Source organism: Massilia eburnea (assembly GCF_009720745.1).
Classification (GTDB): Bacteria; Pseudomonadota; Gammaproteobacteria; order Burkholderiales; family Burkholderiaceae_D; genus Rugamonas; species Rugamonas eburnea.
In genome coordinates, this window is the sequence record NZ_WNKX01000007.1 from 22507 (window position 1) to 49088 (window position 26582).

Consider the following 26582-nt stretch of genomic DNA (forward strand, 5'->3'; position numbering starts at 1 on the left):
GGGTTCCAGGTTGGTGGCGCACTAGTCGTCGTAACTGCTTTCGCGCACGATAAGGTTGACCGGCAGGGTGGTTTCGTTAGGGTTGTTTTCTTCAGTCTTGTGGAGCAATCGTTCGATGCCGGCACGTCCCAGCGCTTCCTTGTCCACCTCGATGGTGGTGAGCGGCGGAATGGCGGCGGCGGCGCTGCTGATGCCGTCGAAACCGACAATGGCAATATCGTGCGGGATCTTCAGGCCTTGGCTAAGGCAGTGCCGCATGGCGATCAGCGCCGTGCTGTCGTTGTAGCAGAACAGCGCGTCCGGGCGCTTGGGCAGGTCCAGCAGGCTTTGCACCGCCTCCGCCACGGCGTCGTCCCCTTCGCCCATGGCGGGAATGCTGACTTCCAGTTCCGGATCGGCGTGCACCCTGGCGTCAAACAGCGCCTGGCGGAAGCCGCGGTTGCGCTGCGCGATGCTGTAGTGGGCCAGGGAGCCGTGCAGCATGGCGATGCGTTTCCTGCCGCAGCGCAGCAGATGCTGTGTGGCCAGGTAGCCGCCGCGCACATTGTCCGGGTTCACCGAGGTAAAGCCGCGCCTATGCATGTCGACCAGCACCAGCGGCTTGCCGGCCTGCTGCAGTGCGGCGAGTGCTTCCGGCTCAAAGAAGCCGGCGCACAGGATGGCGTCCGGCTGGTGCAGGCGGATCTGCGCCATGACCGGCTCCGCCGGCCCCACCGCAATAAAGGACAGGGCGATGCCTTCGCGCCGGCAAGCTGCCTCGGCGCCATGCAGCACCGGCGAGAAGAACTGGCTGCAGGCCAGTGTGTTGTGCTGGCTGTGGAGGAGGAAGGCGATGCGGCGGATGCGGCCTTTTTTCAATTGCGACAAGTCGTAGCCAAGGCGGCGCGCCGCCTCGCGCACCTTGTCGCGCGTGAGCTCCGTCATCCCCGCCTGGTTCTTCAGGGCGCGCGATACGGTACCAATCGAGAGACTGGTCGCCTCGGCGATGTCGCGGATCGTGACCTGGCTCATAAGGAACTCCACGGAAAGTTTAATAAACAGTAGAAGTACCGGTCCAGTATATATTTGCCATTTGGGACAACGGTTAAAAACGGCGCGAAAAAGGCGCTTTTTAGCGCGTTTTAGTAAACACGCATGATGGTGGCGCCGTTTGACCTGGATCATGGAATCGGCGCGCTCCGGGTCGTAGCATGGGCTCATACCATACTGCCAACAGGAGTCCCCCATGGAACCTACCCACGTCCCCCTGGCCGCCAACAGCATCAAGATCCTGGTGTGGGATGTGCCCGTGCGCGTCTTCCACTGGCTGATGGTGCTGTGCTTTGCGGGCGCCTATCTCACCTCCGAAAGCGAAAGCTTGAAAACGGTGCACACCACCCTCGGCTACACCATGGCCGGGCTGATCGTCTTCCGCCTTGTGTGGGGCTTCATCGGCTCGCGTCACGCGCGCTTCAGCGACTTTGTACGCGGACCTGCGGCGGTGGCCAGCTACCTGCGTTCCCTGCTGCAGGGGAAGCCGCAACATTTCCTTGGACATAACCCGGCCGGCGCGCTGGCCATCGTCGCCCTGCTGGTACTGGGCGCCCTGACCACGGCCAGCGGCTGGTTCGCGCTGCAGGAGACCAGCGGCGAACAATGGGAAGAGATCCACGAAACCATTGCCAACCTGATGCTCGCCGTGGTGCTGCTGCACGTTGCCGGGGTGATCGTCAGCAGCCGCCTGCACCACGAGAACCTGGTGGCATCGATGTTCAGCGGGAAAAAGGCCGGTGACGCGGGACAGGGCCTGCGGCGCGGCTGGCACAGCATCGGCTGGCTGCTGCTGCTGGGCGTAGCTGCCTTCTGGTGGCTGCAATGGAAAATTTCATAACCCGACATGGAGCGCATCATGTACAAAACGATTGTTGTTCACGTAAGCCCGGTGTCCGGCATGCCTGCCACATTCGCCGTGGCAGCGGGCCTGGCGCGCGGCCATGGCGCCCACCTGGTCGGCACCGCCGTCAGCGGCTGGCTCGAGCTGAACACCCTGCTGGCGGCCGGGGCGCCGATGGCCATCATGCCCGCACCCGACCCGGAGCTGCTGCGCCAGGAGGCGCGCAGCCGGCTCGAGGCCTTCGAACGCCAATGCTTCGAGGCCGATGTCGACTCCTTCGAATCGCGCCTGCTGGACACTTCCGCAGTGGAGGCCCTGATCCTGGAATCGCGCTACTGCGACCTGCTGGTAGCCGGCACCCAGGACGTGGCCGACTACGGCGTCCTCGCCCCTTCCCGCCTGCCCGGCCGCCTGGTGACGCAGTGCGTACGTCCGGTACTGCTCGTGCCGCCTGGGTTGCGCCAGCCTCCAGCCAAGTTCGACAAGATCATGATCGCCTGGAACGGCAGCCCCGGCGCCAGCCGGGCCCTGGCCTTCGCCCTGCCCCTGATACAGCGCGCTTCGCAGGTGTACATTGCGGTGGCCAACCCGGAAGCGGAACGCATCGACATGGGCGCCGAACCGGGCGCCGACCTGGCCACCTACCTGGCGCGCCACCACCGCAGCGTGCAGGTGCTGGGCCTGGACACCGTGCAGGAAACCGGCAGCGCCCTGTGCGACCTGGCGCGCAAGCACAGCATCGACTTGCTGGTGGCCGGCGCCTATGGCCATAGCCGCATGCACGACTGGGTCCTGGGCAGCACCACCGCCAGCCTGATCGAGCAGAGCCCGGTGGCGCTCCTGATGACGCAATGAAGCAGCCTGCAACCGGCGGCTTCCTGCTGCTGTCCAATGAAATCCAGCTGCTGCTGGCAGAGGAGCGGACGGCCCTGTCCCTGCTGCGCACCGGCATCGGCGTATTCGCCCTGCCCCTGTCGGTGCTGGGACTCCTGATCGCCACCTCCGGCAGCTACCGCTTCCGCGAAGAGGTACTGCTGCTCCTGCCCCTGCTGGTCTTGAGCGCGGTACTGGTGATGCTGGGCACCTACCTGGCCATCAGGGGCTTGCGTGAAATGCAGCGCTGCAGCCGTCGCTTGCACGAACTGAAGGCGCATAACCAGACGGCGGCGCAGTTGCTCGATGGAGCTGGCGCTGCGCACAGCCTGCTATCATGACTTCGCACGTTACGCTCCAAGAGGTTCAACCTATCCAAGGAGACATTCATGCCATACCGTACCATCCTGGTCCACGTGGACCGCGCGTCCAATTCGGCCGCCCGCATCAACCTGGCCGCACAGCTGGCGCTGCGCGAAAGCGCCCACCTTGTCGGTGCAGCCATGACCGGAGTACCGCGCTACATGCTCGCCGGCAGCCCCTACGATGGCAGCGGCATGCTGATCGCCGAGCACCTGCGCCAGGCCAATGAGCGCGCCGACCAGGCGCTGGCCCAGTTCGAGGAATTGGCCAACCGCGCTGCCTGCTCTTATGAGAAGCGGCGCGACAACGTCGATGAATATGCCGGTCTTTGCCTGCAGGCGCGCTACGCCGACCTGGTGGTGCTGGGCCAGGCCGATCCGACTGACCGGGAACAGGGCGGCTTGCTGCATGACTTGCCGGAACAGGTGCTGCTGCAAGGCGGCCGCCCCGTGCTGCTGGTGCCGCGCAGCGGCAGTTTCGGCGTCCCTTCCCGCCGCGCGCTCGTCGCCTGGAACGGCAGCCAGCAGGCAGCCCGCGCCATCAGCGCCGCCCTGCCCCTGCTGCGCGGCGTAGGCCAGGTCACGCTGGCGGTATTCGGCGCGGAACGGGACGACCATGGCGCGGAACCCGGCGCCGATATGGCTCTGTATCTTGCGCGGCATGACCTGAAGGTCGAGGTCCTGCGCCGCCCGCACCCGGCCGATGCCGGCCAGGCCATCTTGTCGATGGCCGCCGATTTCGACGCCGACCTGCTGGTGATGGGCGCTTATGGCCACAGCCGCTTCCGCGAGATGGTCATGGGCGGCGCCACCCGTACCGTACTGTCCCAGGCCACGCTACCCGTGCTGATGATGCATTGAGTCCACTGGCCCAAGGCGGTCGCCCAGCAGCCATTGCACGACCGCGGCGATGCTATGGCCTGGTCGCCCAGGCCTCGCGCGGCCTGCAGCGGACATGACCAAGGCTGGGCGAGCCATGTCATCATGCTGTCATGAAGCTTCGATAGGATGAGGAGTTTCGCACCACCCTGCTATCGAATTTCGTGGAAAACAAAGATGTCCTGGCCGCCCCGGCCAATCAGAAAACTTACAGCGTAATGTTCCTCTGCACCGAAAATTCGGCGCGCAGCCTGATTGCGGAGGCGTTGCTGAATACTGCCGGCGCTGGCCGTTTTCGCGCATTCAGCGCCGGAAGCGCGCCTGCCGGCGAAGTCAATCCTTTCACACTTGAGCAAATCCGGCTGATCGGCTACGCACCGGAATACTTGCGCAGCAAGTCCTGGAGTGAGTATTCGACACCGGGAGCACCGGAAATGGACTTCGTGATCACAGTCTGCAATACCGCAGGCGGCGAAGTCCCCCCTCGTTGGCCTGGGCAGCCCGTCACGGCGAACTGGGATTTCCGGGATCCAGCCGCCACGCGCGGATCGGACCGCGAAATCCGCAGCGAGTATTCAGCAACCTGCCGCGAAATCAGGGCACGCGTCGAGATCTTCCGCAACCTTCCCACCGACGCACTCGATGAAATGGCGCTGCAGCGCAAAATCGCAAGAATCGCCGGTGTCATGAATTAATCGCAGGGGCGCCTGCCACCGCCCCCGCATTAAAGAAATCGAAAGGTCCCGGTTTTTCGGACAAAACATGTGCTACGGTTAGCACATTTTTGTCCACCCTATTCGGTTCGCCCATGATTTTCAAGAGTACGATCGGCCTGGCGCTGCTGTGCATGACCGCCTCGCAAGCCGCGCAGTTGCAAGTGCGCTGGGACCAGCAATCAAACAAAGTGACCATGACCAACCTGGAGCCCGCACCGCTGCCGGCAACAGGATGGTCGATCTACTTCAATTGCATGGAATGTGCGACGGGAGCGTCGCAGGACAAGGTAGCGGTCGAGCACGTGGCCGGCAGCCTGTATCGCCTGCGTCCGCAAACTGGCTTTGCTGGCCTGGCAAAGGGACAGGCGCTGGAATTCGGCTCCCACAAATCCGCTGCCATGACGAAAATCTACAAGGCGCCGCAGGGCTTTTACCTGGTCTACGACAACATGCCTGAACAAGCCCAGGCCATCGGGGATTTGAAGATCCTGCCGCAGCCGGATTTGATATCTCCTCAGGAGCTTTACCAGCGCAACGAGCAGGCCGACGTCTTGCCCGCAACCGCCTTGCCCCCAATCTTCCCTACTCCGCTCAAGCTGCAACAAGGCCAAGGCACCCTGCACCTTGCCATCGCCCCCGCGATTATCGCCGCCCCGGCGCTGAAAGCGGAACGCACCCTCGCCGAAAGCCTGTTGCGCCCTTACTGGCCCAAAGGCGCCGCGCGCCTCGCGCGATCCTCGCTGCGCCTCGCAATCGGCCAGGTTGAAGGCCAGGCCTCGCCCGAAGCGTACACCCTGGAGGTGGACGCCAAGGGCATCGCCATCACCGGCAACAGCGCCGCCGGCGTCGCCAACGGCCTGCAATCGCTGCGCGACCTGCTGCCAGTGCGCCCTGATGGCCGCGCCAGCGGCCCAGTCGACCTGCCGATACTGTCGGTCACCGACGCGCCACGCTTCGCCTATCGAGGCTTCATGCTGGACGTCAGCCGTAATTTCCAGGACAAGGAGTCCGTGCTGCGCCTGCTGGACCTGATGGCGCGCTTCAAGCTGAACGCATTCCATTTCCACCTGACCGATGACGAAGGCTGGCGGCTTGAAATCGCCGGCCTGCCCGAACTGACCGGCATCGGCGCGGTGCGCGGCCACAGCAACATATCGGGCGTGCGCCTGCAGCCGGCCTATGGTTCCGGCCCCAGCCCCAATGACAAGCATGGCAGCGGTTTTTACACCCGCGCCGATTACCTCGAAATCCTGCGCTATGCAGCGGCCCGCCACATCGAAGTCATCCCCGAAATCGAAATGCCGGGCCATGCCCGCGCCGCAGTGCAGGCAATGGAAGCACGCTATCGCCGCCTGAAAGCTGCCGGCAAACCTGGCGCCGGCCAGTTCCTGCTGAACGACCTGGAAGACCGCTCGGAATACCGCTCAGCGCAGGAATATAACGACAATGTGATCAACCCGGGCCTCGAATCAAGCTATACCTTTATCGAGCATGTGGTGAAGCAGGTCGCCGCGCTGCACCGCGAAGCCGGCGCTCCATTGCGCACGCTGCACGTCGGCGGCGACGAACTGCCGCTCGGCGCTTGGGAAAAGTCGCCGCGCAGCCAAAGCTTGATCGCCAGCCGGAACCTGCAAGGCACCGCCGGGCTGTGGAACTATTTCTACGACCGCGTCGAAGCCATCCTGCGCCGGCAAGGCCTGGCGGCGTCCGGCTGGGAAGAGCTGGGCACGCGCGCCGAAATGGCCGAGGGCAAGCGCAGGCAAGCCCCCAATCCTCATTTCATGCAGCGCGGATTCAAAGTCTATGTTTGGAACAATACCGGGAATGCGGCCGATCTTGGTTATCGCCTCGCCAACGCCGGGTATGACACTGTGCTGGCTCCCGCTACCAGGTTCTACCTGGACATGACCTATAACAAGAACCCCGGCGAGCCTGGCGCCACCTGGGCCGGCGCAACGGACATCGACGCCATCTACGACTACGTCCCCTTCGACCATACGAAACGCAGCGGCATCCCGGCTGCTGTCCAGGAACGCCTGACGGAGGACGGCAAGCGCCATATCCTCGGCCTGGAAGGTGCACTCTGGACCGAAACGGTACGCACGCGGCCGGAGATGGAGTACTTGCTCTTGCCACGCTTGCTGGCCCTGGCCGAACGCGCCTGGGCGCCGGAGCCTGCCTGGGCCATCGAAGCAGACCCAGTCAAGGCCGAAGCCTTGCACCGCAGTGCATGGTCGGGCTTCGTCAACGTACTGGGACAACGCGTCCTGCCAGGGCTCGGCCAGGTGAACTACCGCCTCGCACCGCCCGGCTTGAAACAGGAAGGCGGCAAGGTCTACGCCAATCATGATCTGCCCGGCGTGCCGCTGCATTACACCAGCGATGGCAGCGACCCGAGTGCCGCCAGCCCGCTGGTGCAGGGCCCAATTGCCGAAAGAGGCCTGATCAAGGTCGCCGCCATCGGCCATAACGGCCGGCAGGGCTGGGTTTCACGCATCGAAAACAACTGAGGCGGGGCGCCGCTCAAATGTCGTATCATGCTGCCATTGTCAGGATCAGGCTAAACGAGTGCATCGATACGACTTAATCAGTTGCCACGACTGCGGCGTGCTGCATCGCCGGCGTCCTGTGCTGCCGCGCGAAAAAGCGCGCTGCGTGCGCTGCCGGTCAGTGCTGTACCGGGGTATCCATTCGGATGCCAGCCGCATGGCAGCCATCATCCTGGCCACGCTGATCATGTACCTGATTGCACAATGCAGCCCTATCGTCGAACTGGACGTGAACGGCAACGTCTCGCGCGCCACGCTGCTCGGCGCCATCACGGTGCTTTGGCGCGAGCACATGCAGCTGGTCGCCAGCGCGGTATTTTTATTTACCTTCCTCTTGCCGGCGGTTGAACTGCTGTCGCTGCTGCACGTCACCCTGGCATTGGCGCTTGGCCACAAGCCCATGCTGTTCAACGTTTTGCTTCGCACAGTCCACCTGGCGCGGCGCTGGGGCATGACGGAGGTGCTGATGATCGGCATCCTCATCACCATCGTCAAGATGACCAGCCTGGCCACCGTGGTCCTGCAACCCGGCCTGTTCGCTTTTGGCGGGCTCACGCTGATGCTTGCGATTGTCGTTTCGTTCAATCCGAAAACGCTATGGAACCTGGGCGATGCGCTGTCGCCGCCAACGCCGGCGCCAGCCGTGCCGGCCGAAGCCTTGTCCTGCCACGTCTGCGGACTGGTGTCCGCCGACACACACGCCGCGCACCAGCACTGCCCGCGCTGCCACGCCCGCCTGCACCACCGTCAACCCAATAGCCTGGGGCGCACCTGGGCCTACCTGATCGCCGCGGCCATCCTGTACATTCCCGCCAACCTGCTGCCGGTGATGTACACGCACTCGCTGTTCGGACTGGAGGATGACACCATCATCAGCGGCGTACTGTATTTCTGGGACAGCGGCTCGCCCGGCCTGGCGGCGATCATCTTCATCGCCAGCATCGTCGTGCCCTTGATGAAGCTGGCCGTGCTGGCCTTGCTGACATGGACCGCGCAGCGCCACTCGCGCTGGCGCCCGCAGCAGCGCACCGTCCTGTACCGCCTGGTGGAATTCGTCGGCCGCTGGTCGATGCTCGATATTTTCGTCATTACGCTGACTGTGGCGCTGGTGCGCTTCCAGTCGCTTGCCACCATTACCGCCGGGCCGGGAGCCCTGGCATTTTGCGCCGTCGTGGTGCTGACCATGATCGCTTCGATGCAATTCGATCCGCGCCTGATCTGGGACCCTGTCCCGCCGAATGGAGAACAACAACATGCCTGAACACGACGGCACCCAAGCCAACACCGCCGGCGCTCCCCTGCCGCAGCCCCAGGTCGACAAAGCCAGCCACTGGCTGCCTTCCCTGGTCTGGCTGGTTCCGCTGCTGGCGGCGCTGATCGGCATCGGCCTGGTCGCCAAATCCTATTTCGATGAAGGGCCGACCGTGGTGGTCAGCTTCCGCAGCGGCGAAGGCCTGGAAGCGGGCAAGACCAAGGTGAAATACAAGGACGTGGACGTGGGCCAGGTGCGCGCGATTTCCCTGTCGCCGGATTTGAGCAAGGTGCAGGTGACCATCGACATGAACAAGGATGCGCGCCGCTTCACCGCAGCCGATACGCGCTTCTGGGTGGTCAAGCCGCGCATCGGCGTCAGCGGCGTTTCCGGCCTTGGCACGCTGCTGTCCGGCGCCTACATTGGTGTCGACGCGGGCAAATCGCAGGAGAGCAGCCACGATTTCACAGGCCTCGAAAAAGTGCCGCAAGTGGCAGGCGACCAGAAAGGCAAGCAATTCACCCTGCACGGCGATTCGCTTGGGTCGATCGACGCCGGCTCGCCCGTCTTCTACCGCCGCATCCCGGCCGGCCAGGTGATCGGCTACGAGCTGGAAAACAATGGCCAGGGCGTGGCAATCAAGGTGTTTGTCAATGCCCCGTACGACCAGTACGTAGGCAAGAATACGCGCTGGTGGCACGCCAGCGGGGTGGACCTGCAGCTCGACTCCGGCGGCTTCAAGCTGAATACGCAGTCCGTGGCGGCGCTGCTGGTGGGCGGCATCGGTTTCGAATCGGTCAGCGGACGCAAGCCCGATACGCTTGCCGCCGCAGGCACCGAATTCCCGCTCGCCGCCGACCAGGCGCGCGCCATGCGCGAGCAGGACGGTGCGCCGGTGACCACGGTGTTCTACTTTAACCAGTCCCTGCGCGGCCTGTCGCCCGGCGCGCCGGTGGACTTCCGCGGCATTGTGCTCGGCGAGGTGCGTTCCGTAGGCGTTGAATTCGACCCGGTCAAGAAAGACTTCCGCATGCCGGTCACGGTGGACATGTACCCAAGCCGCCTTGGCCGCCGCTTCCAGGAGACGGTGACGGATGAAAAGGACCGCAACGCCGGCCCGCTGGTGCTGGAGCGCATGGTCAGCCACGGCCTGCGCGGGCAGCTGCGCACCGGCAACCTGCTGACCGGCCAGCTGTACATCGCGCTGGACTTCTTCCCCAACGCGGCGCAAGCCAAACTGGATATGAACGCCTACCCGATCGAAGTGCCGACGGTACCGAACGCCCTTGACGAACTGCAGGCGCAGATCGCCAGCATCGCGCGCAAACTGGACAAGGTCCCGTTCGACCAGATCGGCATCAACCTGCGCGACTTGCTGAAGAGCGCCGACAACCTGTTCAAGAAAGTCGATGGCCAGCTGGTGCCGGACCTGCAGGCGACGCTGGGCGAAGCGCGCAAGACCTTCGGCGAAGCGCAGCAGGTGCTGCAGCAGGATTCGCCGGTGCAGTCCGATTTGCGCACCGCCTTGCAGCAGCTGACGCAGACGCTGCAATCGCTGAGCGAACTGTCCGATTACCTGGAGCGCCATCCGGAAGCGCTGATCCGCGCCAAACCCCTGCCCATGAAGGAGAACAAATGATGCGCTGGCATGCCTTCCCCTTTGCCGCCGCGGCCGCGCTGACCCTGGCCGGCTGCGCCAGCGCGCCGCCGGAACGCTTCTACAGCCTTAGCAACGGCATGGCGTCCGCCGCCAGCGTGCCGGATCCCGGCTACTACATCGAGGTGCAAAACGTGAGCGTGCCGCAGCAGGTGGCGCGCAGCCAGCTGGTAGTGACGTCGGGCGAAGGCCGCATCGACGTACTGGAGCAGGAACGCTGGTCGTCGCCGCCGGCGTCGGAAATTGGCCAGGCGCTGTCGCTGGCCATTTCCGGCGAACTGGGCGCCATCGACGTGTTCCGCACGCAGCCGCCGGAAAAAGCCGTGGTCTACCGCATCAGCACCGGCGTGCTGCGCTTTGAATCGGCGCCCGGCAAGTATGCGCTGCTGGACGCCGTGTGGAGCGTGCGCCAGGCAGGCAGCACGCAAGTCCTGACTTGCCGCAGCACTGCGCGCGAAGAGGTGGCCGCCGGGTTCGACGCACTCGTGATCGGCCATCGCCGTGCCCTGGCCCGCGTCGCGGCGGACATCTCGCGAGCCGTGCGCGGCCTGGCCGCCGGCAAAGCCAGTTGCCCGCAAACGGCAGCGAGCTAGCCGCTTTCTGCTTCGGCAGCAGCCTGCGCAAAGCGTAACGGACGTTGCCGCATTCAGCTTGCAAGTTCACGCAGTGATTCAACATGGCGCCGCACCTCGCCCGCCCTGAGCGGGCCGCCATGTCCCATGAAAAAGCGCTGCGATCCCGCCTCCAGCATGCTTTCCAGCTGCGCTGCAACCGCTTGGGGATTGTCTTCGAATGGCGGGCGCTTCGCCTTGCCGGTCCTGGCAATCCCCCCCAGCAGGATGCCTGAGGAGATCAAGTCGCCTACCATCGCATCGCCGCCTGCAAGCTGCACCGAAATCGAGCCGCAAGTATGCCCAGGGGTCGGCAAAACCATGCCGTCGAGACCGAACGGCTTCAGTGCAAGGACCTCGTCTTCCTGCAAAAGGATATCGGGAGTGAACGGTACGTACGGCTTCCTGATCAAGCCGGTTCGGAGAAACGCGCGCCCGAACCAGCCAGTGGCGCAAAATGTCATCGGCCGCTTCTGCAGGTAGTAGTCAAGATCGCCCGCGTGCGCAACGATGGGGGCACCGGTTTGCGCGCGCAGTTGCGCAGCGCTTCCCGCATGGTCGATATGCGCATGCGTCACCACGATCAGCTTGATGTCGGAAAGCTGCAGCCCATGGAGATAAAGGGCCCGTTCCACTTTGCGACCGCTGCCCGGCAAACCGGTATCGACCAGGACACAGCCTTTGGGGCCAATGATGATATGGCAGTTCACCATGCCAAGCGGCGCGATGCCAACTCGAACAATCTCGGGCGTACTCATTCCTGGAACTCCTGGCAAAAGAAATCGGCCAGGCTATTGTGCACGGGCGCCGCGTTCCATTAGCATGGCGATATTCGCATTTTTTTAGCCGATATGGTCAAACCTTTGAAACCTGCGCGCGTCGCCCTTCTGGCCTACCCTGGCTGCATGGGCCTGCAGCTATTCAGCGTGGCGGACATTCTTGCCATCGGGGCGGACATCGCAAAGGCTGCGCCCCCGGAAGTGGACTGGGTTTCGGTCCACGGGCGCCGCGTCCTGTTGTCGGGCGGAGTTCCCCTGGAAGCGGTCAAGCCCAGCGGAAAATATGATGTACTGATCGTCCCCGGCTTTGGCCTCAACCGCCCCGTCGACTGGCAATTCAGGCTGGCCGCCTGGAGCAAGGAAGTTGAATTCATCCGCCGCAGTTTTGCCAAAGGCAGCCGGGTGGCGTCGGCATGTGTGGGCGCCTTCCTGTTGGCCGAAGCCGGCTTGCTCAATGGCCGCAAGGCCGCCACTTCCTGGCTGTTCGCAGGCGACCTCGCGCGGCTCTACCCTGCAGTCTCCGTCCGGCCGGAAGCGCTGCTGGTGGACGACAGCGCCGTCATTACCACCGGCGCCGTCAGCGCGGCCACCGACCTCGCCATCTACCTGATCAAGCACCTGTTGGGAGCGGAGGCAGCAGTCGCCACCGCCCGCGTTTCGCTACTGCCGGACCAGCGCAGCAGCCAGGCCCCTTATGTGGACACCAATATCGCAGCCCAGGAGCTGCCAGACTTTTCCCAACGCTTGATCGAATGGTTCAACGGCCGCTTGGCAACGCCCTACTCGCTGCAGGAGGTCGCAGGCGCCTTCCACACAAGCCCCAGCACCTTGATGCGCCGGGTCCGCAGCGAGACCGGCCAGACGCCCTTGTCCCTGCTGCATGCCGCACGAGTGGAAAAGGCAAAGGAACTATTACGCAGCAGCGCGTGGAGTATGCCGCGCATCGCCGAAGCGGTCGGCTACGCGGATGCCAGCAGCTTTTCGCGCCTGTTCACACGTCACACCGGCCAGACGCCGATGCGCTATCGCCGCCAATGATCAAGGCCGCTTGAGCTTGCTGCGCGCACGTTCCGCACGTTCCCGGACGACGCATCCCTGGGCGTGATCATTGACCAGGCCCATCGCCTGCATGAATGCATAGACGGTCGTCGGGCCGACAAATTTCCAGCCCAGCTTTTTCAGCGCCTTCGATAATGCGATGGCTTCATCAGACGTGGAAACAGTCTGCGGAGGCGCCGCTCCATCCGGCGCTGGCTCGAATTTCCAGACAAAGCGCGCCAGCGATCCTTCGCTCGCAATCAGCTCCCTGGCGCGCCTGGCGTTGTTGATCACCGCCTCGATCTTGCCGCGATGGCGGACAATTCCTTCGTCCTGCAACAGGCGCTCCACGTCCTTCTCCGTGAAGCGAGCGACACGGTCGATATCGAAATGATGGAACGCGCGCCGGAAATTCTCGCGCTTTGCCAGGATGGTTCGCCAGCTCAAGCCTGACTGGAATCCTTCAAGGCAGATCTTTTCAAACAGGCGCGTGTCATCGACTACCGGAAATCCCCACTCGGAATCATGATAGTGCGGGAATTCCGGCGCGGCACCGCACCAGCGGCAGCGCGCGCCGCCATCAGGCCCGGCGAATAATTCGCTCACGCCGCCACCTCGTGCTTCAGGAATGCCAAGCGCTCATCGGTCATCGATGGCGCGATCTCCAGGATGTCCGCCGTAACAACGCCTTCCGCAACAAACGGGTCTTGCGCCAGGCGTTCCTGCAGCGCCGGTAAGGACGTGTTATGGGCGATGATGGCGCCGCCGGCATTCGGCTGGATGCTCCCCGCCAGCAAGAACACTCCCTCCTGCAGGCCCAAACGCATCCATGCCTTATGCGCATCCGTATGCAGGGCCGCCCGGCTCTTGTCGGCAAAACGCAGTGTTATGACAAACATGTTCTCACTCCTTTGATCCAGTCGCGCATGGCGTCGACTTCTTTTTGGATAAACCCTTCATCATGGAATGCATTGGCAAGCGTGGCCACGCCCTGGCTACGCGCGAGCAAATGCATGGCCAGGTCATCGGCATCGTCCGGCCTGCCGAGTAGCTCGAACTGGCGGCGCAGCCAAGTGCGAAACAGCAGGAAGATCTTGTTGGCATCTTCGCGCGAGCGATGCTCAAGCTTCGACAATTCGGTGCTCAGCGTACCGACCGGACAGCCGTGGGCCATGATCTTCGCGCGGTTCGCGACCAGGATGCCGACGAAACAAAGCAGCCGCCCTTCCGGATGCCCGCCCGCCACCTCCCAACGCGCAAGCATTCCTGCGGTGGCGTCCAGGCGTAGCTGGATGACAGCATCGAGAATCTCGTCCTTTGCCTTGAAGTGATGATAGAAATTGCCGCGAGTGATGCCGACGGCCGCCGCCACGTCGGCGAACGACGTCTGCTCGTAACCCTGCTGATAGAACAGCCGGTCAGCCGCTTCGATGATTCGTTCGCGCGTCGCTTTTCCAGTCATGGGAATATATTAGGACGCGCGCCCTAGAATTGTCAAGAAAATAACGCGCTAATCCAGCGCACTCAGGCCATGCATGAACTGGTTGAACTTGGCCGGCTCTTCGAACGGAATGAAGTGGCCCGAACGCTCAAACATCACCAGTGCCTTGTGCGGCGCTTCGATCTGGTCAAAGTAATTGCGTGCTATTTGCCACGGTGCGTTGAAGTCGGCTCGGCCAAGCAGGAAGTAGACCGGAACCTGGAAAGTGCGGGCCGTACGCGTGAGATCCAGTTGGAGTAATTCCGGCCAAAGGGTCGCCAGCGACAGTGCTTCACCTTTGTCGCTTTGCGCATCGCGGTACAGTGCTTCTTCTTCCGTGTGCACGCCCTCGAACATTTTCCGGTAATTCATGCCGCCGTAAAACACGCCGCCATAGCGCAGCAGCCAGTTCCGCTGTGTCTTCAGGTCTTCCACGCCTTGCTTGCCACCAGACGGATAGCGGCCTTGCAAACCCTCAAGCTCGCGAATAGCCTGGGCATTCTTGTCCTGGCGCGCCTTGTCGAGGACATAAGCCAGCGAGACTTTTTCGTTTTCAATCAGGTTGGCTACCTGACCGACGCCGACGTAGGCGTAAAAATCTTCCGGATAATCGCGCGCCAGCATCGTGCCAAGGACCGTTCCCCATGAGTGGCCAAGCAGGAAAATCTTCTTGCGCCCAAAGCGCTGCTTCAACAGCGTTACCAGTTCATGCGCATCCGCCTCGATCTGGCCGATACGCAGGGAAGACGCGGGGGCTTGGGGATCGAAGGAAAGGCCGGCTCCGCGCTGGTCCCAGTTCACGACGACAAAGTCGCGCTCCAGGCCACGGTTATAGCTTCGGAACAGCAGCAGTTCGGAGAAACCCGGCCCGCCATGAAGTATCAGTAAGAGCGGCTTGCTGGTGTCCTCTCCATGGATACCGATTGCCTGCTCCACGCCGCCAAGCCGTACCCTCTCCATGGACGAGATGCCGCTTGCCCACGCCAGCTTGGCCAGGAACAGTCCAATGAACAGACAAATCGCACGCATGGTCTTCTCTCCTCAAAGAAATCGAACCTGCTTACGCTATCTGAATCCTGCTGCGCACAACAAGCGGCAGTCGGACGAACGGTCGAAAATAAGGGGCGAACGGCGGCTACCGGAGCTGCCATACCAGGCCAAGTCTTTCGCATCCCCGAATGATCCAGCCGCCCGGATCGAGGTGCCTTGGCTCGTTCATCGCCGAGGTTGGACGCGCGTGGTGATGGCTATGCAGGCCCTCGCCTAGCAGCAGCAAGGCAAAGAAGACATTGTCCCGTGCTTCGCTATCGCTTCCCGCCACCTTGTTCCCGAATATATGGCCGAACGAATTGACCGACCACGTGAACTGGTGCAGCAGGGCCACCCGCGTGGCGCCAGCCCAGAAAAGGCAGCGCACCATCTCGCCCTCTCCGCCCAGCAGAAAGCCAACCGCGCCAGGCAGAACCAGTCCGGTGGCGGCGATCGGCCAATAGAACTTTGAAAGGAAAGCGATACTGCCGTCTGCAAGGCAATCCGGCGCATAGCGTTCAGGCTGCGAGACGCGGCCATAAATCATCCACCCCATGTGCGAGTGGAACCAGCCCAGGAAGCGGTTCGAAATCGGGCCGCTGTCGGAAAACCACGGCGAATGCGGATCGAACTGCTTGTCGGCAAAGCGATGGTGGCGCCGGTGGTCCGCCACCCAGCGCGTTATATCCCCCTGCATCGCCCAGGTGCCAAGCACACCTAAAATGACCTTGATGACGGCACTGGTCTTGAACGCATGATGCGTGAAGTAGCGATGCATGCCGATGGCCACGCCCAGCACGGTCGAACCGAAGAAAACAGCAAACACGATCCATGTCGCAGCAGTCGGTGTCAGCTGCCACTTCCCGCGCAGCGCCAGGGCTGCCATCAATATCCACGGCAGGATTATGGAAGCCACGTTGAGCAACCTGTTGCCCCAGTTTTCCCTTGGGTGCTGCGAGATATAAAGATCCTTCATCCTGCACTCGAAATATTTTAGCAACAGTATGCTATTACCAATCTTCCCCTCTCGCAAGAATTCCATGCTATGCTAACCTTATCAGCCTGATAACGTTACCACAGAGAGTGCCATTCAAGGCGCCAAATCAGACGGGAAATCCAATGGAGGAGAACCATGCATAAAAAGAAGTCAAGCAGCACCGCTTCGGCCGTCAAAGCCGCCTTGTCCACTTTCGCCACGCTGGCAGCTGCAGTGCCGGTGCACGCAGTCTCATTGCCCGGCAATGTAGCCGACCACACCCTGCAGGGCGTGCCGAGCATGGTCGTGCGCCCCGGCTCCTGGCGCGAGACCACCGACGTCCTGGTCCGCTCGACCGCGGATGGCCTGGTCAGCACTGGGCTCGCGGCCAAAGGCTGGAACATCGTCGCAGTCGACGATGACTGGATGGTCAGGACTGACTGCACGGACTGGGATGCCGCACGCACACCGGTACCAAACTGCTCCGGCGGCCGGGATGCCAACGGCCACCCGATCGCCTCGCCGAGCAAATACCCGCAAGGCATTCAGTCCACCATCAACTACGTCCACTCCAAGGGACTGAAGTTCGGCATCTACACTGACGGCGGCTCCAAGACCTGCGACGGCGGCGCGGCGATGAATGCCGCCAGCGGCCCAACCTACTTCATCAGCGATTCCAACTACTTCGCCAGCATGGGTGTCGACTACATCAAGAGCGACTACTGCTACAACATCAACAACACCTCCAACGGCTGGCCGCTCACCACCGACAGCGATGCTACCGTCGCCGTCGACGCCTACCGCCAGACCGCGCTGGCGGTCGATGCCGCCAACGCCGCCTACGGCACCCACATGGTCTTGACTCCGTCGCCGGCAGCCTACTTCAACTGGCATAACGACGCCACCGGCACCGCCGCCTTCCAGAAAGTGGTCGGCGGCCTGGCCCTGTACGCGCAACAGTGGCGCATTGGCGGCGACAACGGCGGCAGCACCTGGTCTTCCATGCTGACCACGCTGGACCAGGGGGTCGGCACCGCCGCATTCGCCCGCGCCGGCCACTTCAACGACCTGGACCAACTCGCCATGGGCAAAGGTTCAATGACGACGGCCCAAGGCCAGTCCGAATTCAGCCTCTGGGCCATCATGGCAGCGCCGCTTAACATCAAGGTCGGCGTCACCACCGGATTGACAGCGCAGCTGGTCAGCGACGCCGGCAACACCGACGTGATCGCCATCAGCCAGGACCAGATCGGGGCGCAAGGCAAGCGCATTTATAACGACGCCAACACCTCGGTCTTCACCAAACCGCTGGCGAACGGTGACTACGCAGTGCTGTTACTGAATAAGTCCACCACGGCCCAGACCATTTCCACCAGCGGCACGGCTGTCGGCACGTCCGCAACGCAGTTCAGCCTGACCGACGTTTGGTCGAAAGCCGTCTCCACCAGCACCGGCAGCATTTCGGCAAGCGTGCCGGCGACCAGCGCCATTCTCTACCGCCTGCATCCGACTTCCAACGCCTTCAGCGCCTGGCGCCAGGCACGCAATGCGAGTTCGATCAGCGACGATGACGCCTCTACTGCCGGCTGCTTCGACAGCGCCTGCCGCAGCTTCTCCTCCGATGCGTTGGCTTCGGCCGGTGTGGCCGCCGGCGGCAGCATCACGGTCGGCGGGCAAACCTTTACCAATTGGGTAGGCGGCGGCGCAGGACAACTGGACAGCATCATTGCCCAGGGCCAGACCATTTCGTATTCCGCGGTCAGCCGCAGCTATATCGGCTTCCTCGGCGCCTCGAACGGCGGCGACGTGTCCGGCACGCTGACCCTGAACTACAGCGACGGAACCAGCAGCACGGTGACGCTCGGCTTCCCGGATTGGCAAAGCGTAAACCCCAGTGCCTTCGGCGACACCACCGCCGTGGTAACGACGCATGCCAACACGCAGACCAAGGCGCAGGTGAGCGGTAACCACCTGATTTCCCAGGCCAAGTTCGCTCTCCCTGCCGGCAAGAGCGTGATCTCCATCACACTGCCTAACCAGCCGGCGCTGCGCATCTTCTCCATCACGACTTCCTGATAAGTCCTGATGTCAAGGGAGCCCGTCCCCCTCGGGGCGAGCTCCCGCAGAAACAATCTGATTGCGGCGGTGTATCATCGGTTCAATTCAACTCTGGACTACTGAATGGCCCGCGACAACATCAACGATATCCTAGTGTTCCTGGCTGTTGCGAGGGAACGCAGTTTCACGCGCGCCGCCGCCAAGTTGGGGATGACGCAGTCTGCCCTTAGCCATATCATCCGTTCATTGGAAAGCCGGCTCGGCGTACGCCTGCTGACGCGGACAACGCGCAGCGTTTCGCCAACCGAAGCCGGAGAGCGCCTGTTGCAAAACGTAGCACCCCGTCTGGAGGAAATCGAAGCGGAAATCGCCGCCGTCAGCGACCTTGGCGAGAAACCGACAGGAACCGTCCGCATCACCGCTATCGACCATACGGTCAATACCGTGCTCTGGCCCCGCATCGCCCCCTTACTGCGCCAGTATCCGGACCTGCAGGTTGAAATCAGCTCCGATTACCGCTTGATCGATATTGCCGCCGAACGCTATGACATCGGCGTGCGCCATGGCGACCAGGTAGAAAAGGACATGGTCGCCGTGCGCCTGACCGCCGACGTGCAAATGGTGATTGTGGGCTCACCGGCCTATTTCGAGCATCGCCCCATCCCGGTCTCGCTGCAGGAACTGATGCGCCATAACTGCATCTGTCTGCGTTTATCCAGCAGCGGCGGAGTCTATGCCTGGGAATTACTGGACCAGGGGCGCCCCATTGAGGCTCGGGTGCGCGGCCAGGCCTTGTTCACGAGCGTCTATCCGATGCTTGATGCTGCGCTTGACGGCTGCGGCCTGGCATTCCTGCCGGGAGACATGGTGTCGGAACACGTGCAGGCCGGCCGCCTGGTCAGCGTGATGCCGGACTGGTGCCCAGCGTTTCCAGGTCTGCATGCGTTCTTCCCCAACCGACGCAACTCTTCGCGTGCATTAGCCCTGGTGATTGAGGCGATAAGGTTCAATGGATAGGCGCAGCGCGGCTCGCGCGCGCCGCCAGCCAGGCCGTAGCAGCTGCAGCAAGCAGCAAGGCAGCACTCATGAAGAACGTGGCCTGATAGCCGCTCACATCGAACAGAAGGCCACCCGCTGTCGCGCCCAGCATGATCGCCAACTGAACTACAGCGACGATCAAGCCGCCTCCCGCTTCAGCATCGTCGGGTAAGGTCCGCGCCAGCCAGGTCCACCAGCCAACGGGCGCCGAGGTGCCGAACAAGCCCCATGCCGCCAGCAACAGCATGACCGGTATCCGCTCGCCGCCGAATGCCACAAGCAGTACCGCAATCGCCGCCATCAACAGCGGAATTACGGTCAACGTGCGGTAAAGGCCCTTGCCCACAAAGGCACCAATCAGCGTCGTACCGGCAAACCCCGACACGCCCATCATCAGCAGCATCAGCGACAGGCCGGAAACATTGAGCTGGGTTGCGCTCTCGAGGAATGGGCGCAGGTAGGTGAACAGGGCGAACTGCCCCATGAAAAACAGGCTGACCGCCAGGATGCCCCAGCCCACCACGGGCCGCGCAAGCAGGCGAAACTGTTTACCGCTTCCCTGCCCTGCCTCAGTGCGCATGGCGGGCAAGCTGGTGAACTTCCAGCCAAAAGCCAAGGCCGCCACAGGCACCACGCAGAAAAATGCGCCGCGCCAGCCGATGCTCGCGCCCAGAAAACTGCCCAACGGCGCGGCGATGACCGTCGCCAGCGCGTTGCCGCCGTTGACAATGGCCAACGCGCGCGGCACAAGATCCTCAGGCACCAGCCGCATCGCGGTAGCCGCCGAAATCGACCAGAAGCCGCCAATGGCGATTCCGATCAGGGCCCGGCCCGACATGAAGACCAGGTAGTTTGGTGCAAACGCCACTACAGCTCCCGAAACCATCATCAGCAGCGACATGGAAAGAAGCAGGAGCTTACGGTCCATCCGACTGGCCAGCGAACTGATGACCAGGCTGGCCAGCAAGGCGAAGGCGCCCGAGATCGAAATCGCCTGGCCAGCCTGCCCTTCGGTGATATGAAGGTCGGCGGCGATCGGAGTCAGCAAGCTGACCGGCATGAATTCAGATGCCACCAGCGCAAAGGCGCCGAGCGACATCGCCAGCACCGCGCCCCATGCCGCCCGGGCCGGCGGCGGCGCGGCCGTCGTGATTGCAGTTGGATTCATTTAGAGAGCGTAGCGTTGTCGATCACAAAGCGATATTTGACATCGCCCTTGAGCATGCGCTCATAGGCAACGTTGATTTCTTCGGCCCGGATCAATTCGATGTCGGCCACAATGCCATATTCGGCGCAGAAATCGAGCATTTCCTGGGTTTCCGGAATACCGCCGATCATCGAACCGGCAATGGCGCGGCGCTTCATGATCTGGTTGAAAACGTTGGGCGAAGGATGCGGCGTCGCGGGCGCCCCTACCAGCGTCATCGTCCCGTCGCGTTTCAGCAGCACCAGGAACGCGTCGAGGTCGTGCGGGGCGGCTACCGTGTCAAGGATGAAGTCCAGGCTCTGGACATGGGCCGCCATTTCATCCGCATTGCGCGAAACGACAACTTCGTTGGCGCCGAGCGCCCTGGCATCGGCGCGCTTCGATTCCGAGGTGGTGAACGCTACCACATGCGCCCCCATGGCACGAGCCAGCTTGATCCCCATATGGCCCAAACCGCCGATCCCCACCACGCCAACCTTCTTGCCCGGCCCAACGTTCCAGTGCCGTAGCGGCGAATACGTGGTGATGCCGGCGCACAGCAGCGGCGCCACTGCGGCCAGGTCCTGTTCCGGGTGACGGACACGCAGCACATAGCGCTCATGCACCACGATCTGCTGCGAGTAACCGCCCAGGGTCCAACCCGGCTTCTCTTCGGTGGCTCCGTTGTAGGTTCCGACCATACCGTCGCAATAGTTTTCGAGGCCGTCGCCGCAGTCGGCGCAATGCTTGCAGCTGTTGACGATGCAGCCAACGCCGACCAGGTCGCCGACTTTGTGGCTGCTCACATGGGCGCCGACGGCGGAAATGCGGCCAACAATTTCATGGCCAGGCACGCATGGGAACTGGGTACCGGCCCATTCCGCGCGAACCGTATGCAAGTCGGAATGGCACACGCCGCAGAATGCGATATCGATCAGCACATCATGCGCGCCAGGCTCTCGACGAGTGATGTCCATGGAAACAAGGGCTTGGTCGCCAGCGTGGGCGCCATATGCTTTGACCGTCATAAGAAGCTTCCTTTCATTGATACTGAAAACCGAAAGAGAGCATCTTAACGACAAAGACAAGGGAAAAACGGGCTAGAAATTGCATGGGCTTATCAATCTGGCTCATGAATGAAATGGGCGATAGTGTTATCCTCGGCGGTGATTAACTTGTTGAGACCTGCATGCAAACCCTGGCTGAATCAATCGCGCAATGGACACGGGATGAAGAAGACTTCCAGTCCCCCATTGCCAATCTGTTCCTTTACCGGCGCAGCGCACCGACCACACCGCACGTCTGCCTGGTCGAGCCCAGCATCGTGCTGGTCGCGCAGGGCGCCAAGCAATTGGTCATCGGCGAACAAAGCTACCGCTACGATTCGACCCGTTTCATGGTGACGGCGCTCAACCTTCCCGGCAGCTCGCAGGTGCTGGAGGCGCAACCGGACCGGCCCTGCCTTGGCCTGGTCTACAAGCTGGATCTGCGCACCATTGCCGAACTGGCGACGCAGGGCGCGCTGCCGGTGCCAGTGGACGTCGCCAGCCAGGGCGCAGCGGCCATCGGCAGCCTGACGCCCGCGCTCGCGGATCCTTTCAAGCGCCTGATCGCCCTGCTGGGCGAGCCGGATGCCAGCCCGGTTCTGGCGCCGTTGATCGAGCGTGAAATCCATTACCGCCTTCTCCTCAGCGACCAGTCGGCGCGCCTGCGCCAGATCGCGGCTGCTGGCAGCCAGGGCTTCCGCATTGCGCGTGCGCTCGACTGGCTGCGCGTTCACTTTGCCGAGCCGCTGCGGATTGACGAACTGGCGGCGCGCGTCCAGATGAGCACATCCAACCTGCACTTGCACTTCCGCCAGCTGACGGCGATGAGCCCTTTGCAGTACCAGAAATGGCTACGCCTGAATGAAGCGCGGCGCCTGATGCTGAACGAGCACCTGGATGCCGCCAGTGCGGCGTTCAAGGTCGGCTATGAAAGTCCTTCGCAATTCAGCCGGGAATACAGCCGCCTGTTCGGCGCGCCGCCCAAGCGCGATATCGACACCATGCGGCGCGAGGCTGCACCAGTCTGAAACGCCAAAGAGGATCAGGCAAGAAATCAGTGGAATCGTGCTATCGGCTGTAAAAACGCGCTCAATAGAATGCAAGCTTGCATTTCCATATGAGCGGAGAGTACGGAATGATCACACTGAATATCAACGGCACGACGACACGCGTTGACGTCGCCGCCGACACACCTTTGCTGTGGGTGCTGCGCGATAAGCTGCACTTGACCGGCACCAAATATGGCTGCGGCATGGGTTTGTGCGGCGCCTGTACTGCGCACCTGGACGGCACCCCGATTCGTTCGTGCAGCACCCCGGTGTCGGCAGCGGTCGGCAAGAAGATCGTCACTATCGAAGGCGTCGACCGTGCACGCATTGGCCAGGTGGTGCAGGAAACCTGGAAGAAACTGGACGTGGTCCAGTGCGGCTACTGCCAGTCCGGCCAGATCATGAGCGCCGTCGCCCTGTTGGAGGGCAATCGCAAGCCATCGGATGCCGACATCGATGCCGCCATGGCCGGCAATATCTGCCGCTGCGCCACCTATGTCCGCATTCGCGCTGCCATCCACGAAGCCGCACAGGAGCTGGCATGAATATGACTAACTCACGCATTGAAAACGGCAGCCGCCGCGACTTCCTGCGCGGTGCACTGCAAGCCGCTGCCGGCCTGACGCTGGCCATTTACCTGCCCGGCACCCAAGCCGCCGCACCCGCCGCAGCTGAATTCGAGCCGAACGCTTTCATCCGCATCGGAACGGACGGCATGGTCACCGTCATCGCCAAGCACGTGGAAATGGGCCAAGGCGCCTACACCGGGCTGGCCACACTGGTGGTGGAAGAACTTGACGCGGCCTGGCCACAGGTCCGCGTGGAAGGCGCGCCAGCCGACGCCCGCCGCTACAACAACCTGGCTTTCGGGCCGTTCCAGGGCACCGGCGGCAGTACCGCCATTGCCAACTCCTGGGAGCAAATGCGCAAAGCTGGCGCCAGTGCGCGCGCCATGCTGGTATCGGCCGCCGCCGCGCAATGGAAGGTACCGGCCAGCGAGATCAGCGTCAGCGAAGGTGTCATCTCGCACGGGGCATGCAAGGCGACATTCGGAGAACTGGCGCCGGCAGCAGCATTGCTGCCAGTGCCGACGGACGTGACGTTGAAGCCGGCCCAGGACTTCAAGCTGATCGGCAAGCGTGCGCCTCGCAAGGACAGCGCGGACAAAGTGAACGGCCGCGCACAATTCACCCAGGACGTGCAACTGCCCGGCATGCTGACTGCCGTCGTCGCCCACCCGCCGCGCTTTGGCGCCACCGTCAAATCCTTCGACGCCAGCAGGGCCAAAGCGATCAAAGGCGTCGTGGACGTGGTGCAGATCCCTACTGGCGTCGCCGTACTGGCACACGATACCTGGAGCGCAAAAAAAGGCCGCGACGCCCTCAAGATCGTCTGGGACGAATCCAGAGCGTTCAAGCTGGGAAGCAATGATCTCCTTGCGCAATATCGTGAGCTGGCGCAGCAACCGGGCCGAGTCGCCCACAGCCAGGGCGATGCCGACACCGCCCTCGCCCAGTCGGGCCGCGTGCTGCGTGCCGTCTACGACTTCCCCTACCTCGCCCACGCAGCGATGGAGCCGCTGAACTGCGTCGTGCGCATCGGTGAGAAAGAATGCGAGTTGTGGTACGGCGCCCAGTTCCAGTCCATCGACCAGCCATCGATCGCCGCACTGCTTGGCCTGCCGCCGGAAAAGGTGAAGATCAACATGCTCTATGCCGGCGGCAGCTTTGGCCGGCGCGCCAGCAAGGACGCGGACTATGTGCTGGAAGCGGTGCAGATCGCCCGGGCCAGCAAGTCCCGTGCGCCGATCAAGATGGTCTGGCTGCGCGAGGACGACATGAAAGGCGGCTACTACCGCCCTGCTTTCCACCATGCGCTGGAAGCATCGCTGGGCGCCGATGGCATGCCGGCTGCCTGGCGCCATCGCCTGGTAGGGCAATCGATCCTTGCAGGCACGGTATTTGAAGGCATGATGGTCAAGGACGGCATCGATGCGGTGTCCGTCGAGGGCGCAGCCAATCTTCCCTATGGCATCCCAGCATTGCGCGTCGAACTGCACACGCCGACCGGCAATCCCGTTCCAGTGCACTGGTGGCGCTCGGTGGGTTCGACACATACGGCCTATTCCACCGAGACGTTTATCGACGAACTGGCGGGCAGCGCCGGGAAAGACCCTGTGGCCTACCGACTCGCACTGCTCGGCAAGCATCCGCGCCACGCGGGCGTTCTCAAACTCGCGGCTGAAAAGGCCGGATGGGGCCAGCCCTTGCCTGCAGGCCAGGCCGGAACGCGCCGTGGCCGCGGCATCGCCGTGCATGAAGCTTTCGGCACCTATGTGGCCGAAGTGGCCGAGGTCACTGTCAGCGCAGACGGCAGCTTCAGCGTCGACCGCGTTGTATGTGCCGTCGACTGCGGCATCGTCGTCAATCCCGACATCGTACGCGCGCAGCTGGAAGGCGGCGTGGGCTTCGCCTTGTCTGCCGCTTTGCACGGAGCGATTACGCTGAAGGACGGCGCAGTGGAACAATCCAACTTCCACGACTACGCGCCGATCCGCATCAACGAAATGCCCAAAGTGGAGGTGCACATCGTCCCTTCAGCTGAAAAGCCTAGCGGCATCGGCGAACCAGGCGTGCCGCCACTGGCGCCAGCCCTGGCCAATGCACTTGCCGCCGCGACCGGGAAGCGGGTACGCAGCCTTCCGATCGGCACGGAGGAGCTGAAGGCCTGATGAAGAGCGTTGATTTGCAGGTCCTGGATGCCGCCCGCCGATGGGCGGCCGAAGGGCGGCGCTATGCCCTGGTAACAGTGGCACATACCTGGGGTTCGGCGCCGCGTCCCGCCGGCTCATGGCTGGTGGTACGAGATGATGGCATGACCGTCGGCTCCGTGTCGGGCGGCTGCGTGGAAGACGACATCATCGACCGCATGCGGGAAAGCCGGCTTGGCGAGCGCTGGCCGTTCAGCCTGGACTACGGCGTCACGCAGGACGAAGCCGCGCGCTTTGGCCTGCCCTGTGGCGGCGCCTTGCAGCTCGTGGTCGAGCCGCAGCCGGATGCCGCGCAACTGGACGAACTAGCCCAGAGCTTGGCGCGCGGAGAACTGACCTTGCGGGAAGTGGACCTGGCAAGCGGCGTTACCGCCTTGCGCGCCGCCCAGCGCGGCGATGCATTGGGCTGGGACGGCCAGCAGCTGCGCATTATCCACGGCCCGCAATGGCGCCTATTCATCGTCGGCGCAGGGCAGATTTCCTACTACCTGGCGCAAATCGCGCAGGCACTGGACTACGACATCACCATCTGCGAGCCGCGCAATGAGTACGGCGCCGAATGGCGCGTTCCGGGCACGAAGCTGGTCAGCACGATGCCCGACGACGCCTTCCTGGCAATGAATGCAGACTCGCGCTGCGCCGTGGTCGCCCTGACGCATGATCCCAAACTGGACGATATGCTGTTATTGGAAGCGCTGCGTTCGCCCGCCTTTTATGTCGGAGCGGTCGGCTCGCGTCTGAACGACAGCAAACGGCGCGAGCGCCTGGCGCAGCACTTCGACTTCTCGGCCGAAGACCTGGCGCGCCTGCACGGTCCGATCGGACTGCCCATCGGCAGCCACACGCCGCCAGAAATCGCCGTGGCAATCGTGGCGGAAATGACCGCTGTCCGCCACGGCGCGCCGATCGCCCTGCGCCAAGCTTTACTTTGACTGGTGCGCGTGCGCTTCGCCGAGCGCACTCAGATAATCTTCGTCACTCACTTTTTCCATCCACACCACGACAACGCCATCCAGGGCTTCCTGTACCGCGATATGCGTCATAAAAGTCGTGGCGGTGGCGCCATGCCAATGCTTATGACCCGGCGGGCACCAAACCACATCGCCCGCGCGAATCTCGACCTTGGCCTCCCCTTCGCACTGGGTCCAGCCGCACCCCGCGGTAACGATCAGCGTCTGCCCAAGTGGGTGGGTATGCCATGCCGAGCGCGCGCCCGGTTCAAAAGTCACGCTGGCCGCCGTCACCCGCGATGGCGGTGGCGCCGAGTTGACGGGATCGATGCGTACATCGCCGGTAAAGAACTGTTCTGGGCCTTTGACAGAAGGCTGCGATCCTGCGCGTTTCAATTCCATGATGGATTC

The 26582-nt window shown here is 62.9% G+C and carries 26 protein-coding genes; 16 read left to right on the top strand and 10 right to left on the bottom strand.

All coding sequences use genetic code 11. From position 1 onward, the window contains the following. Window positions 1-21: 21 nt before the first annotated feature. The gene (locus GM658_RS10875; protein ID WP_155454076.1) at window positions 22-1011 is read right to left on the bottom strand and encodes a LacI family DNA-binding transcriptional regulator; all 990 of its coding nucleotides are present in this window, start codon (window positions 1009-1011) and stop codon (window positions 22-24) included. A 214-nt stretch (window positions 1012-1225) separates the two neighbouring features. On the opposite strand from GM658_RS10875, the gene GM658_RS10880 reads away from it, so the two are divergent. The 9 genes from GM658_RS10880 (at window position 1226) to GM658_RS10920 (ending at window position 10754) form a co-directional block, all read left to right on the top strand. Next, window positions 1226-1870 (top strand): cytochrome b/b6 domain-containing protein, encoded by a 645-nt coding sequence (locus tag GM658_RS10880; protein WP_155454077.1) that lies wholly within the window; start codon window positions 1226-1228, stop codon window positions 1868-1870. An 18-nt stretch (window positions 1871-1888) separates the two neighbouring features. Then, entirely contained in the window at window positions 1889-2728 is an 840-nt protein-coding gene (locus GM658_RS10885) for a universal stress protein (RefSeq protein ID WP_170298771.1), read from the top strand. After that, window positions 2725-3087 carry a hypothetical protein gene (locus tag GM658_RS10890; protein ID WP_155454079.1) on the top strand — a complete coding sequence of 121 codons (363 nt, stop codon included), beginning with the start codon at window positions 2725-2727 and terminating at the stop codon, window positions 3085-3087. Before GM658_RS10885 ends, GM658_RS10890 begins: the two co-directional genes overlap by 4 nt. A gap of 48 nt (window positions 3088-3135) precedes the next feature. Beyond that, window positions 3136-3969, top strand: coding sequence for a universal stress protein (locus tag GM658_RS10895; RefSeq protein WP_155454080.1), 834 nt, complete (start codon window positions 3136-3138; stop codon window positions 3967-3969). 182 nt (window positions 3970-4151) lie between these two features. Then, window positions 4152-4682, top strand: a complete 531-nt coding sequence (locus GM658_RS10900; RefSeq protein WP_443093810.1) for an arsenate reductase ArsC — start codon at window positions 4152-4154, stop codon at window positions 4680-4682. 113 nt (window positions 4683-4795) lie between these two features. Continuing rightward, window positions 4796-7213: a family 20 glycosylhydrolase gene (locus tag GM658_RS10905; RefSeq protein ID WP_155454081.1), complete on the top strand. Its 2418-nt coding sequence runs from the start codon at window positions 4796-4798 to the stop codon at window positions 7211-7213. 58 nt (window positions 7214-7271) lie between these two features. Next, a complete protein-coding gene (locus tag GM658_RS10910) occupies window positions 7272-8513 on the top strand; it encodes a paraquat-inducible protein A (RefSeq protein WP_170298772.1) in 1242 nt (413 codons plus the stop codon). Next, window positions 8506-10143 (top strand): PqiB family protein, encoded by a 1638-nt coding sequence (locus tag GM658_RS10915; protein ID WP_229416862.1) that lies wholly within the window; start codon window positions 8506-8508, stop codon window positions 10141-10143. Before GM658_RS10910 ends, GM658_RS10915 begins: the two co-directional genes overlap by 8 nt. Further along, window positions 10140-10754, top strand: coding sequence for a PqiC family protein (locus GM658_RS10920; protein WP_155454083.1), 615 nt, complete (start codon window positions 10140-10142; stop codon window positions 10752-10754). The genes GM658_RS10915 and GM658_RS10920 overlap by 4 nt, the downstream gene beginning before the upstream one ends. A 53-nt stretch (window positions 10755-10807) precedes the next feature. On the opposite strand, the gene GM658_RS10925 is transcribed toward GM658_RS10920, so the two are convergent. Continuing rightward, entirely contained in the window at window positions 10808-11530 is a 723-nt protein-coding gene (locus GM658_RS10925) for an MBL fold metallo-hydrolase (protein ID WP_155454084.1), read from the bottom strand. Between the two features lie 93 nt (window positions 11531-11623). On the opposite strand from GM658_RS10925, the gene GM658_RS10930 reads away from it, so the two are divergent. Continuing rightward, the gene (locus GM658_RS10930) at window positions 11624-12589 is read left to right on the top strand and encodes a GlxA family transcriptional regulator (RefSeq protein WP_155454085.1); all 966 of its coding nucleotides are present in this window, start codon (window positions 11624-11626) and stop codon (window positions 12587-12589) included. Here GM658_RS10930 and GM658_RS10935 read toward each other — a convergent pair whose 3' ends face one another. From GM658_RS10935 to GM658_RS10955, 5 genes are all read right to left on the bottom strand, one after another. Beyond that, entirely contained in the window at window positions 12590-13195 is a 606-nt protein-coding gene (locus GM658_RS10935) for a DNA-3-methyladenine glycosylase I (protein ID WP_170298773.1), read from the bottom strand. Beyond that, complete coding sequence (locus tag GM658_RS10940) at window positions 13192-13488, bottom strand: YciI family protein (protein WP_155454086.1); 297 nt, start codon at window positions 13486-13488, stop codon at window positions 13192-13194. The genes GM658_RS10935 and GM658_RS10940 overlap by 4 nt, the downstream gene beginning before the upstream one ends. Next, on the bottom strand, window positions 13476-14051 hold the full coding sequence (locus GM658_RS10945) for a TetR/AcrR family transcriptional regulator (protein ID WP_155454087.1): 576 nt from the start codon (window positions 14049-14051) through the stop codon (window positions 13476-13478). Before GM658_RS10945 ends, GM658_RS10940 begins: the two co-directional genes overlap by 13 nt. Before the next feature lie 48 nt (window positions 14052-14099). After that, the gene (locus GM658_RS10950) at window positions 14100-15098 is read right to left on the bottom strand and encodes an alpha/beta fold hydrolase (RefSeq protein ID WP_155454088.1); all 999 of its coding nucleotides are present in this window, start codon (window positions 15096-15098) and stop codon (window positions 14100-14102) included. A 106-nt stretch (window positions 15099-15204) separates the two neighbouring features. Then, window positions 15205-16140: an acyl-CoA desaturase gene (locus GM658_RS10955; RefSeq protein WP_155454089.1), complete on the bottom strand. Its 936-nt coding sequence runs from the start codon at window positions 16138-16140 to the stop codon at window positions 15205-15207. 90 nt (window positions 16141-16230) lie between these two features. Here GM658_RS10955 and GM658_RS10960 point away from each other — a divergent pair, with 90 nt between their 5' ends. Further along, window positions 16231-18150: a glycoside hydrolase family 27 protein gene (locus tag GM658_RS10960; RefSeq protein WP_155454090.1), complete on the top strand. Its 1920-nt coding sequence runs from the start codon at window positions 16231-16233 to the stop codon at window positions 18148-18150. A 105-nt stretch (window positions 18151-18255) separates the two neighbouring features. After that, the gene (locus GM658_RS10965; protein WP_155454091.1) at window positions 18256-19149 is read left to right on the top strand and encodes a LysR family transcriptional regulator; all 894 of its coding nucleotides are present in this window, start codon (window positions 18256-18258) and stop codon (window positions 19147-19149) included. On the opposite strand, the gene GM658_RS10970 is transcribed toward GM658_RS10965, so the two are convergent. Together GM658_RS10970 and GM658_RS10975 are read right to left on the bottom strand one after the other, a co-directional pair. After that, window positions 19139-20338, bottom strand: a complete 1200-nt coding sequence (locus GM658_RS10970; protein ID WP_155454092.1) for an MFS transporter — start codon at window positions 20336-20338, stop codon at window positions 19139-19141. The two genes, GM658_RS10965 and GM658_RS10970, sit on opposite strands and share 11 nt — an antisense overlap. Then, window positions 20335-21384: an NAD(P)-dependent alcohol dehydrogenase gene (locus GM658_RS10975; protein WP_155454093.1), complete on the bottom strand. Its 1050-nt coding sequence runs from the start codon at window positions 21382-21384 to the stop codon at window positions 20335-20337. Before GM658_RS10975 ends, GM658_RS10970 begins: the two co-directional genes overlap by 4 nt. Before the next feature lie 161 nt (window positions 21385-21545). Here GM658_RS10975 and GM658_RS10980 point away from each other — a divergent pair, with 161 nt between their 5' ends. From GM658_RS10980 to GM658_RS10995, 4 genes are all read left to right on the top strand, one after another. Beyond that, window positions 21546-22430 carry an AraC family transcriptional regulator gene (locus tag GM658_RS10980; RefSeq protein ID WP_155454094.1) on the top strand — a complete coding sequence of 295 codons (885 nt, stop codon included), beginning with the start codon at window positions 21546-21548 and terminating at the stop codon, window positions 22428-22430. A 107-nt stretch (window positions 22431-22537) separates the two neighbouring features. Further along, window positions 22538-22996 (top strand): (2Fe-2S)-binding protein, encoded by a 459-nt coding sequence (locus tag GM658_RS10985; RefSeq protein WP_155454095.1) that lies wholly within the window; start codon window positions 22538-22540, stop codon window positions 22994-22996. Window positions 22997-22998: 2 nt separating this feature from the next. Then, window positions 22999-25182, top strand: coding sequence for a xanthine dehydrogenase family protein molybdopterin-binding subunit (locus GM658_RS10990; protein WP_155454307.1), 2184 nt, complete (start codon window positions 22999-23001; stop codon window positions 25180-25182). Continuing rightward, the gene (locus tag GM658_RS10995) at window positions 25182-26153 is read left to right on the top strand and encodes an XdhC family protein (protein ID WP_155454096.1); all 972 of its coding nucleotides are present in this window, start codon (window positions 25182-25184) and stop codon (window positions 26151-26153) included. Before GM658_RS10990 ends, GM658_RS10995 begins: the two co-directional genes overlap by 1 nt. Here the strand turns inward: GM658_RS10995 and GM658_RS11000 are convergent. Beyond that, the gene (locus GM658_RS11000; RefSeq protein ID WP_155454097.1) at window positions 26145-26573 is read right to left on the bottom strand and encodes a (R)-mandelonitrile lyase; all 429 of its coding nucleotides are present in this window, start codon (window positions 26571-26573) and stop codon (window positions 26145-26147) included. The genes GM658_RS10995 and GM658_RS11000 overlap by 9 nt on opposite strands. Window positions 26574-26582 lie beyond the last annotated feature (9 nt).

What these genes read in the sequence shown, in the direction of transcription:
- GM658_RS10875 (WP_155454076.1), bottom strand. Translation starts at nt 1,011, where the DNA reads ATGAGCCAGGTCACGATCCGCGACATCGCCGAGGCGACCAGTCTCTCG.
- GM658_RS10960 (WP_155454090.1), top strand. Translation starts at nt 16,231, where the DNA reads ATGCATAAAAAGAAGTCAAGCAGCACCGCTTCGGCCGTCAAAGCCGCC.
- GM658_RS10925 (WP_155454084.1), bottom strand. Translation starts at nt 11,530, where the DNA reads ATGAGTACGCCCGAGATTGTTCGAGTTGGCATCGCGCCGCTTGGCATG.
- GM658_RS10980 (WP_155454094.1), top strand. Translation starts at nt 21,546, where the DNA reads ATGCAAACCCTGGCTGAATCAATCGCGCAATGGACACGGGATGAAGAA.
- GM658_RS11000 (WP_155454097.1), bottom strand. Translation starts at nt 26,573, where the DNA reads ATGGAATTGAAACGCGCAGGATCGCAGCCTTCTGTCAAAGGCCCAGAA.
- GM658_RS10895 (WP_155454080.1), top strand. Translation starts at nt 3,136, where the DNA reads ATGCCATACCGTACCATCCTGGTCCACGTGGACCGCGCGTCCAATTCG.
- GM658_RS10905 (WP_155454081.1), top strand. Translation starts at nt 4,796, where the DNA reads ATGATTTTCAAGAGTACGATCGGCCTGGCGCTGCTGTGCATGACCGCC.
- GM658_RS10890 (WP_155454079.1), top strand. Translation starts at nt 2,725, where the DNA reads ATGAAGCAGCCTGCAACCGGCGGCTTCCTGCTGCTGTCCAATGAAATC.
- GM658_RS10985 (WP_155454095.1), top strand. Translation starts at nt 22,538, where the DNA reads ATGATCACACTGAATATCAACGGCACGACGACACGCGTTGACGTCGCC.
- GM658_RS10970 (WP_155454092.1), bottom strand. Translation starts at nt 20,338, where the DNA reads ATGAATCCAACTGCAATCACGACGGCCGCGCCGCCGCCGGCCCGGGCG.
- GM658_RS10940 (WP_155454086.1), bottom strand. Translation starts at nt 13,488, where the DNA reads ATGTTTGTCATAACACTGCGTTTTGCCGACAAGAGCCGGGCGGCCCTG.
- GM658_RS10880 (WP_155454077.1), top strand. Translation starts at nt 1,226, where the DNA reads ATGGAACCTACCCACGTCCCCCTGGCCGCCAACAGCATCAAGATCCTG.
- GM658_RS10975 (WP_155454093.1), bottom strand. Translation starts at nt 21,384, where the DNA reads ATGACGGTCAAAGCATATGGCGCCCACGCTGGCGACCAAGCCCTTGTT.
- GM658_RS10995 (WP_155454096.1), top strand. Translation starts at nt 25,182, where the DNA reads ATGAAGAGCGTTGATTTGCAGGTCCTGGATGCCGCCCGCCGATGGGCG.
- GM658_RS10920 (WP_155454083.1), top strand. Translation starts at nt 10,140, where the DNA reads ATGATGCGCTGGCATGCCTTCCCCTTTGCCGCCGCGGCCGCGCTGACC.
- GM658_RS10915 (WP_229416862.1), top strand. Translation starts at nt 8,506, where the DNA reads ATGCCTGAACACGACGGCACCCAAGCCAACACCGCCGGCGCTCCCCTG.
- GM658_RS10885 (WP_170298771.1), top strand. Translation starts at nt 1,889, where the DNA reads ATGTACAAAACGATTGTTGTTCACGTAAGCCCGGTGTCCGGCATGCCT.
- GM658_RS10945 (WP_155454087.1), bottom strand. Translation starts at nt 14,051, where the DNA reads ATGACTGGAAAAGCGACGCGCGAACGAATCATCGAAGCGGCTGACCGG.
- GM658_RS10965 (WP_155454091.1), top strand. Translation starts at nt 18,256, where the DNA reads ATGGCCCGCGACAACATCAACGATATCCTAGTGTTCCTGGCTGTTGCG.
- GM658_RS10955 (WP_155454089.1), bottom strand. Translation starts at nt 16,140, where the DNA reads ATGGAATTCTTGCGAGAGGGGAAGATTGGTAATAGCATACTGTTGCTA.
- GM658_RS10930 (WP_155454085.1), top strand. Translation starts at nt 11,624, where the DNA reads ATGGTCAAACCTTTGAAACCTGCGCGCGTCGCCCTTCTGGCCTACCCT.
- GM658_RS10950 (WP_155454088.1), bottom strand. Translation starts at nt 15,098, where the DNA reads ATGCGTGCGATTTGTCTGTTCATTGGACTGTTCCTGGCCAAGCTGGCG.
- GM658_RS10990 (WP_155454307.1), top strand. Translation starts at nt 22,999, where the DNA reads ATGACTAACTCACGCATTGAAAACGGCAGCCGCCGCGACTTCCTGCGC.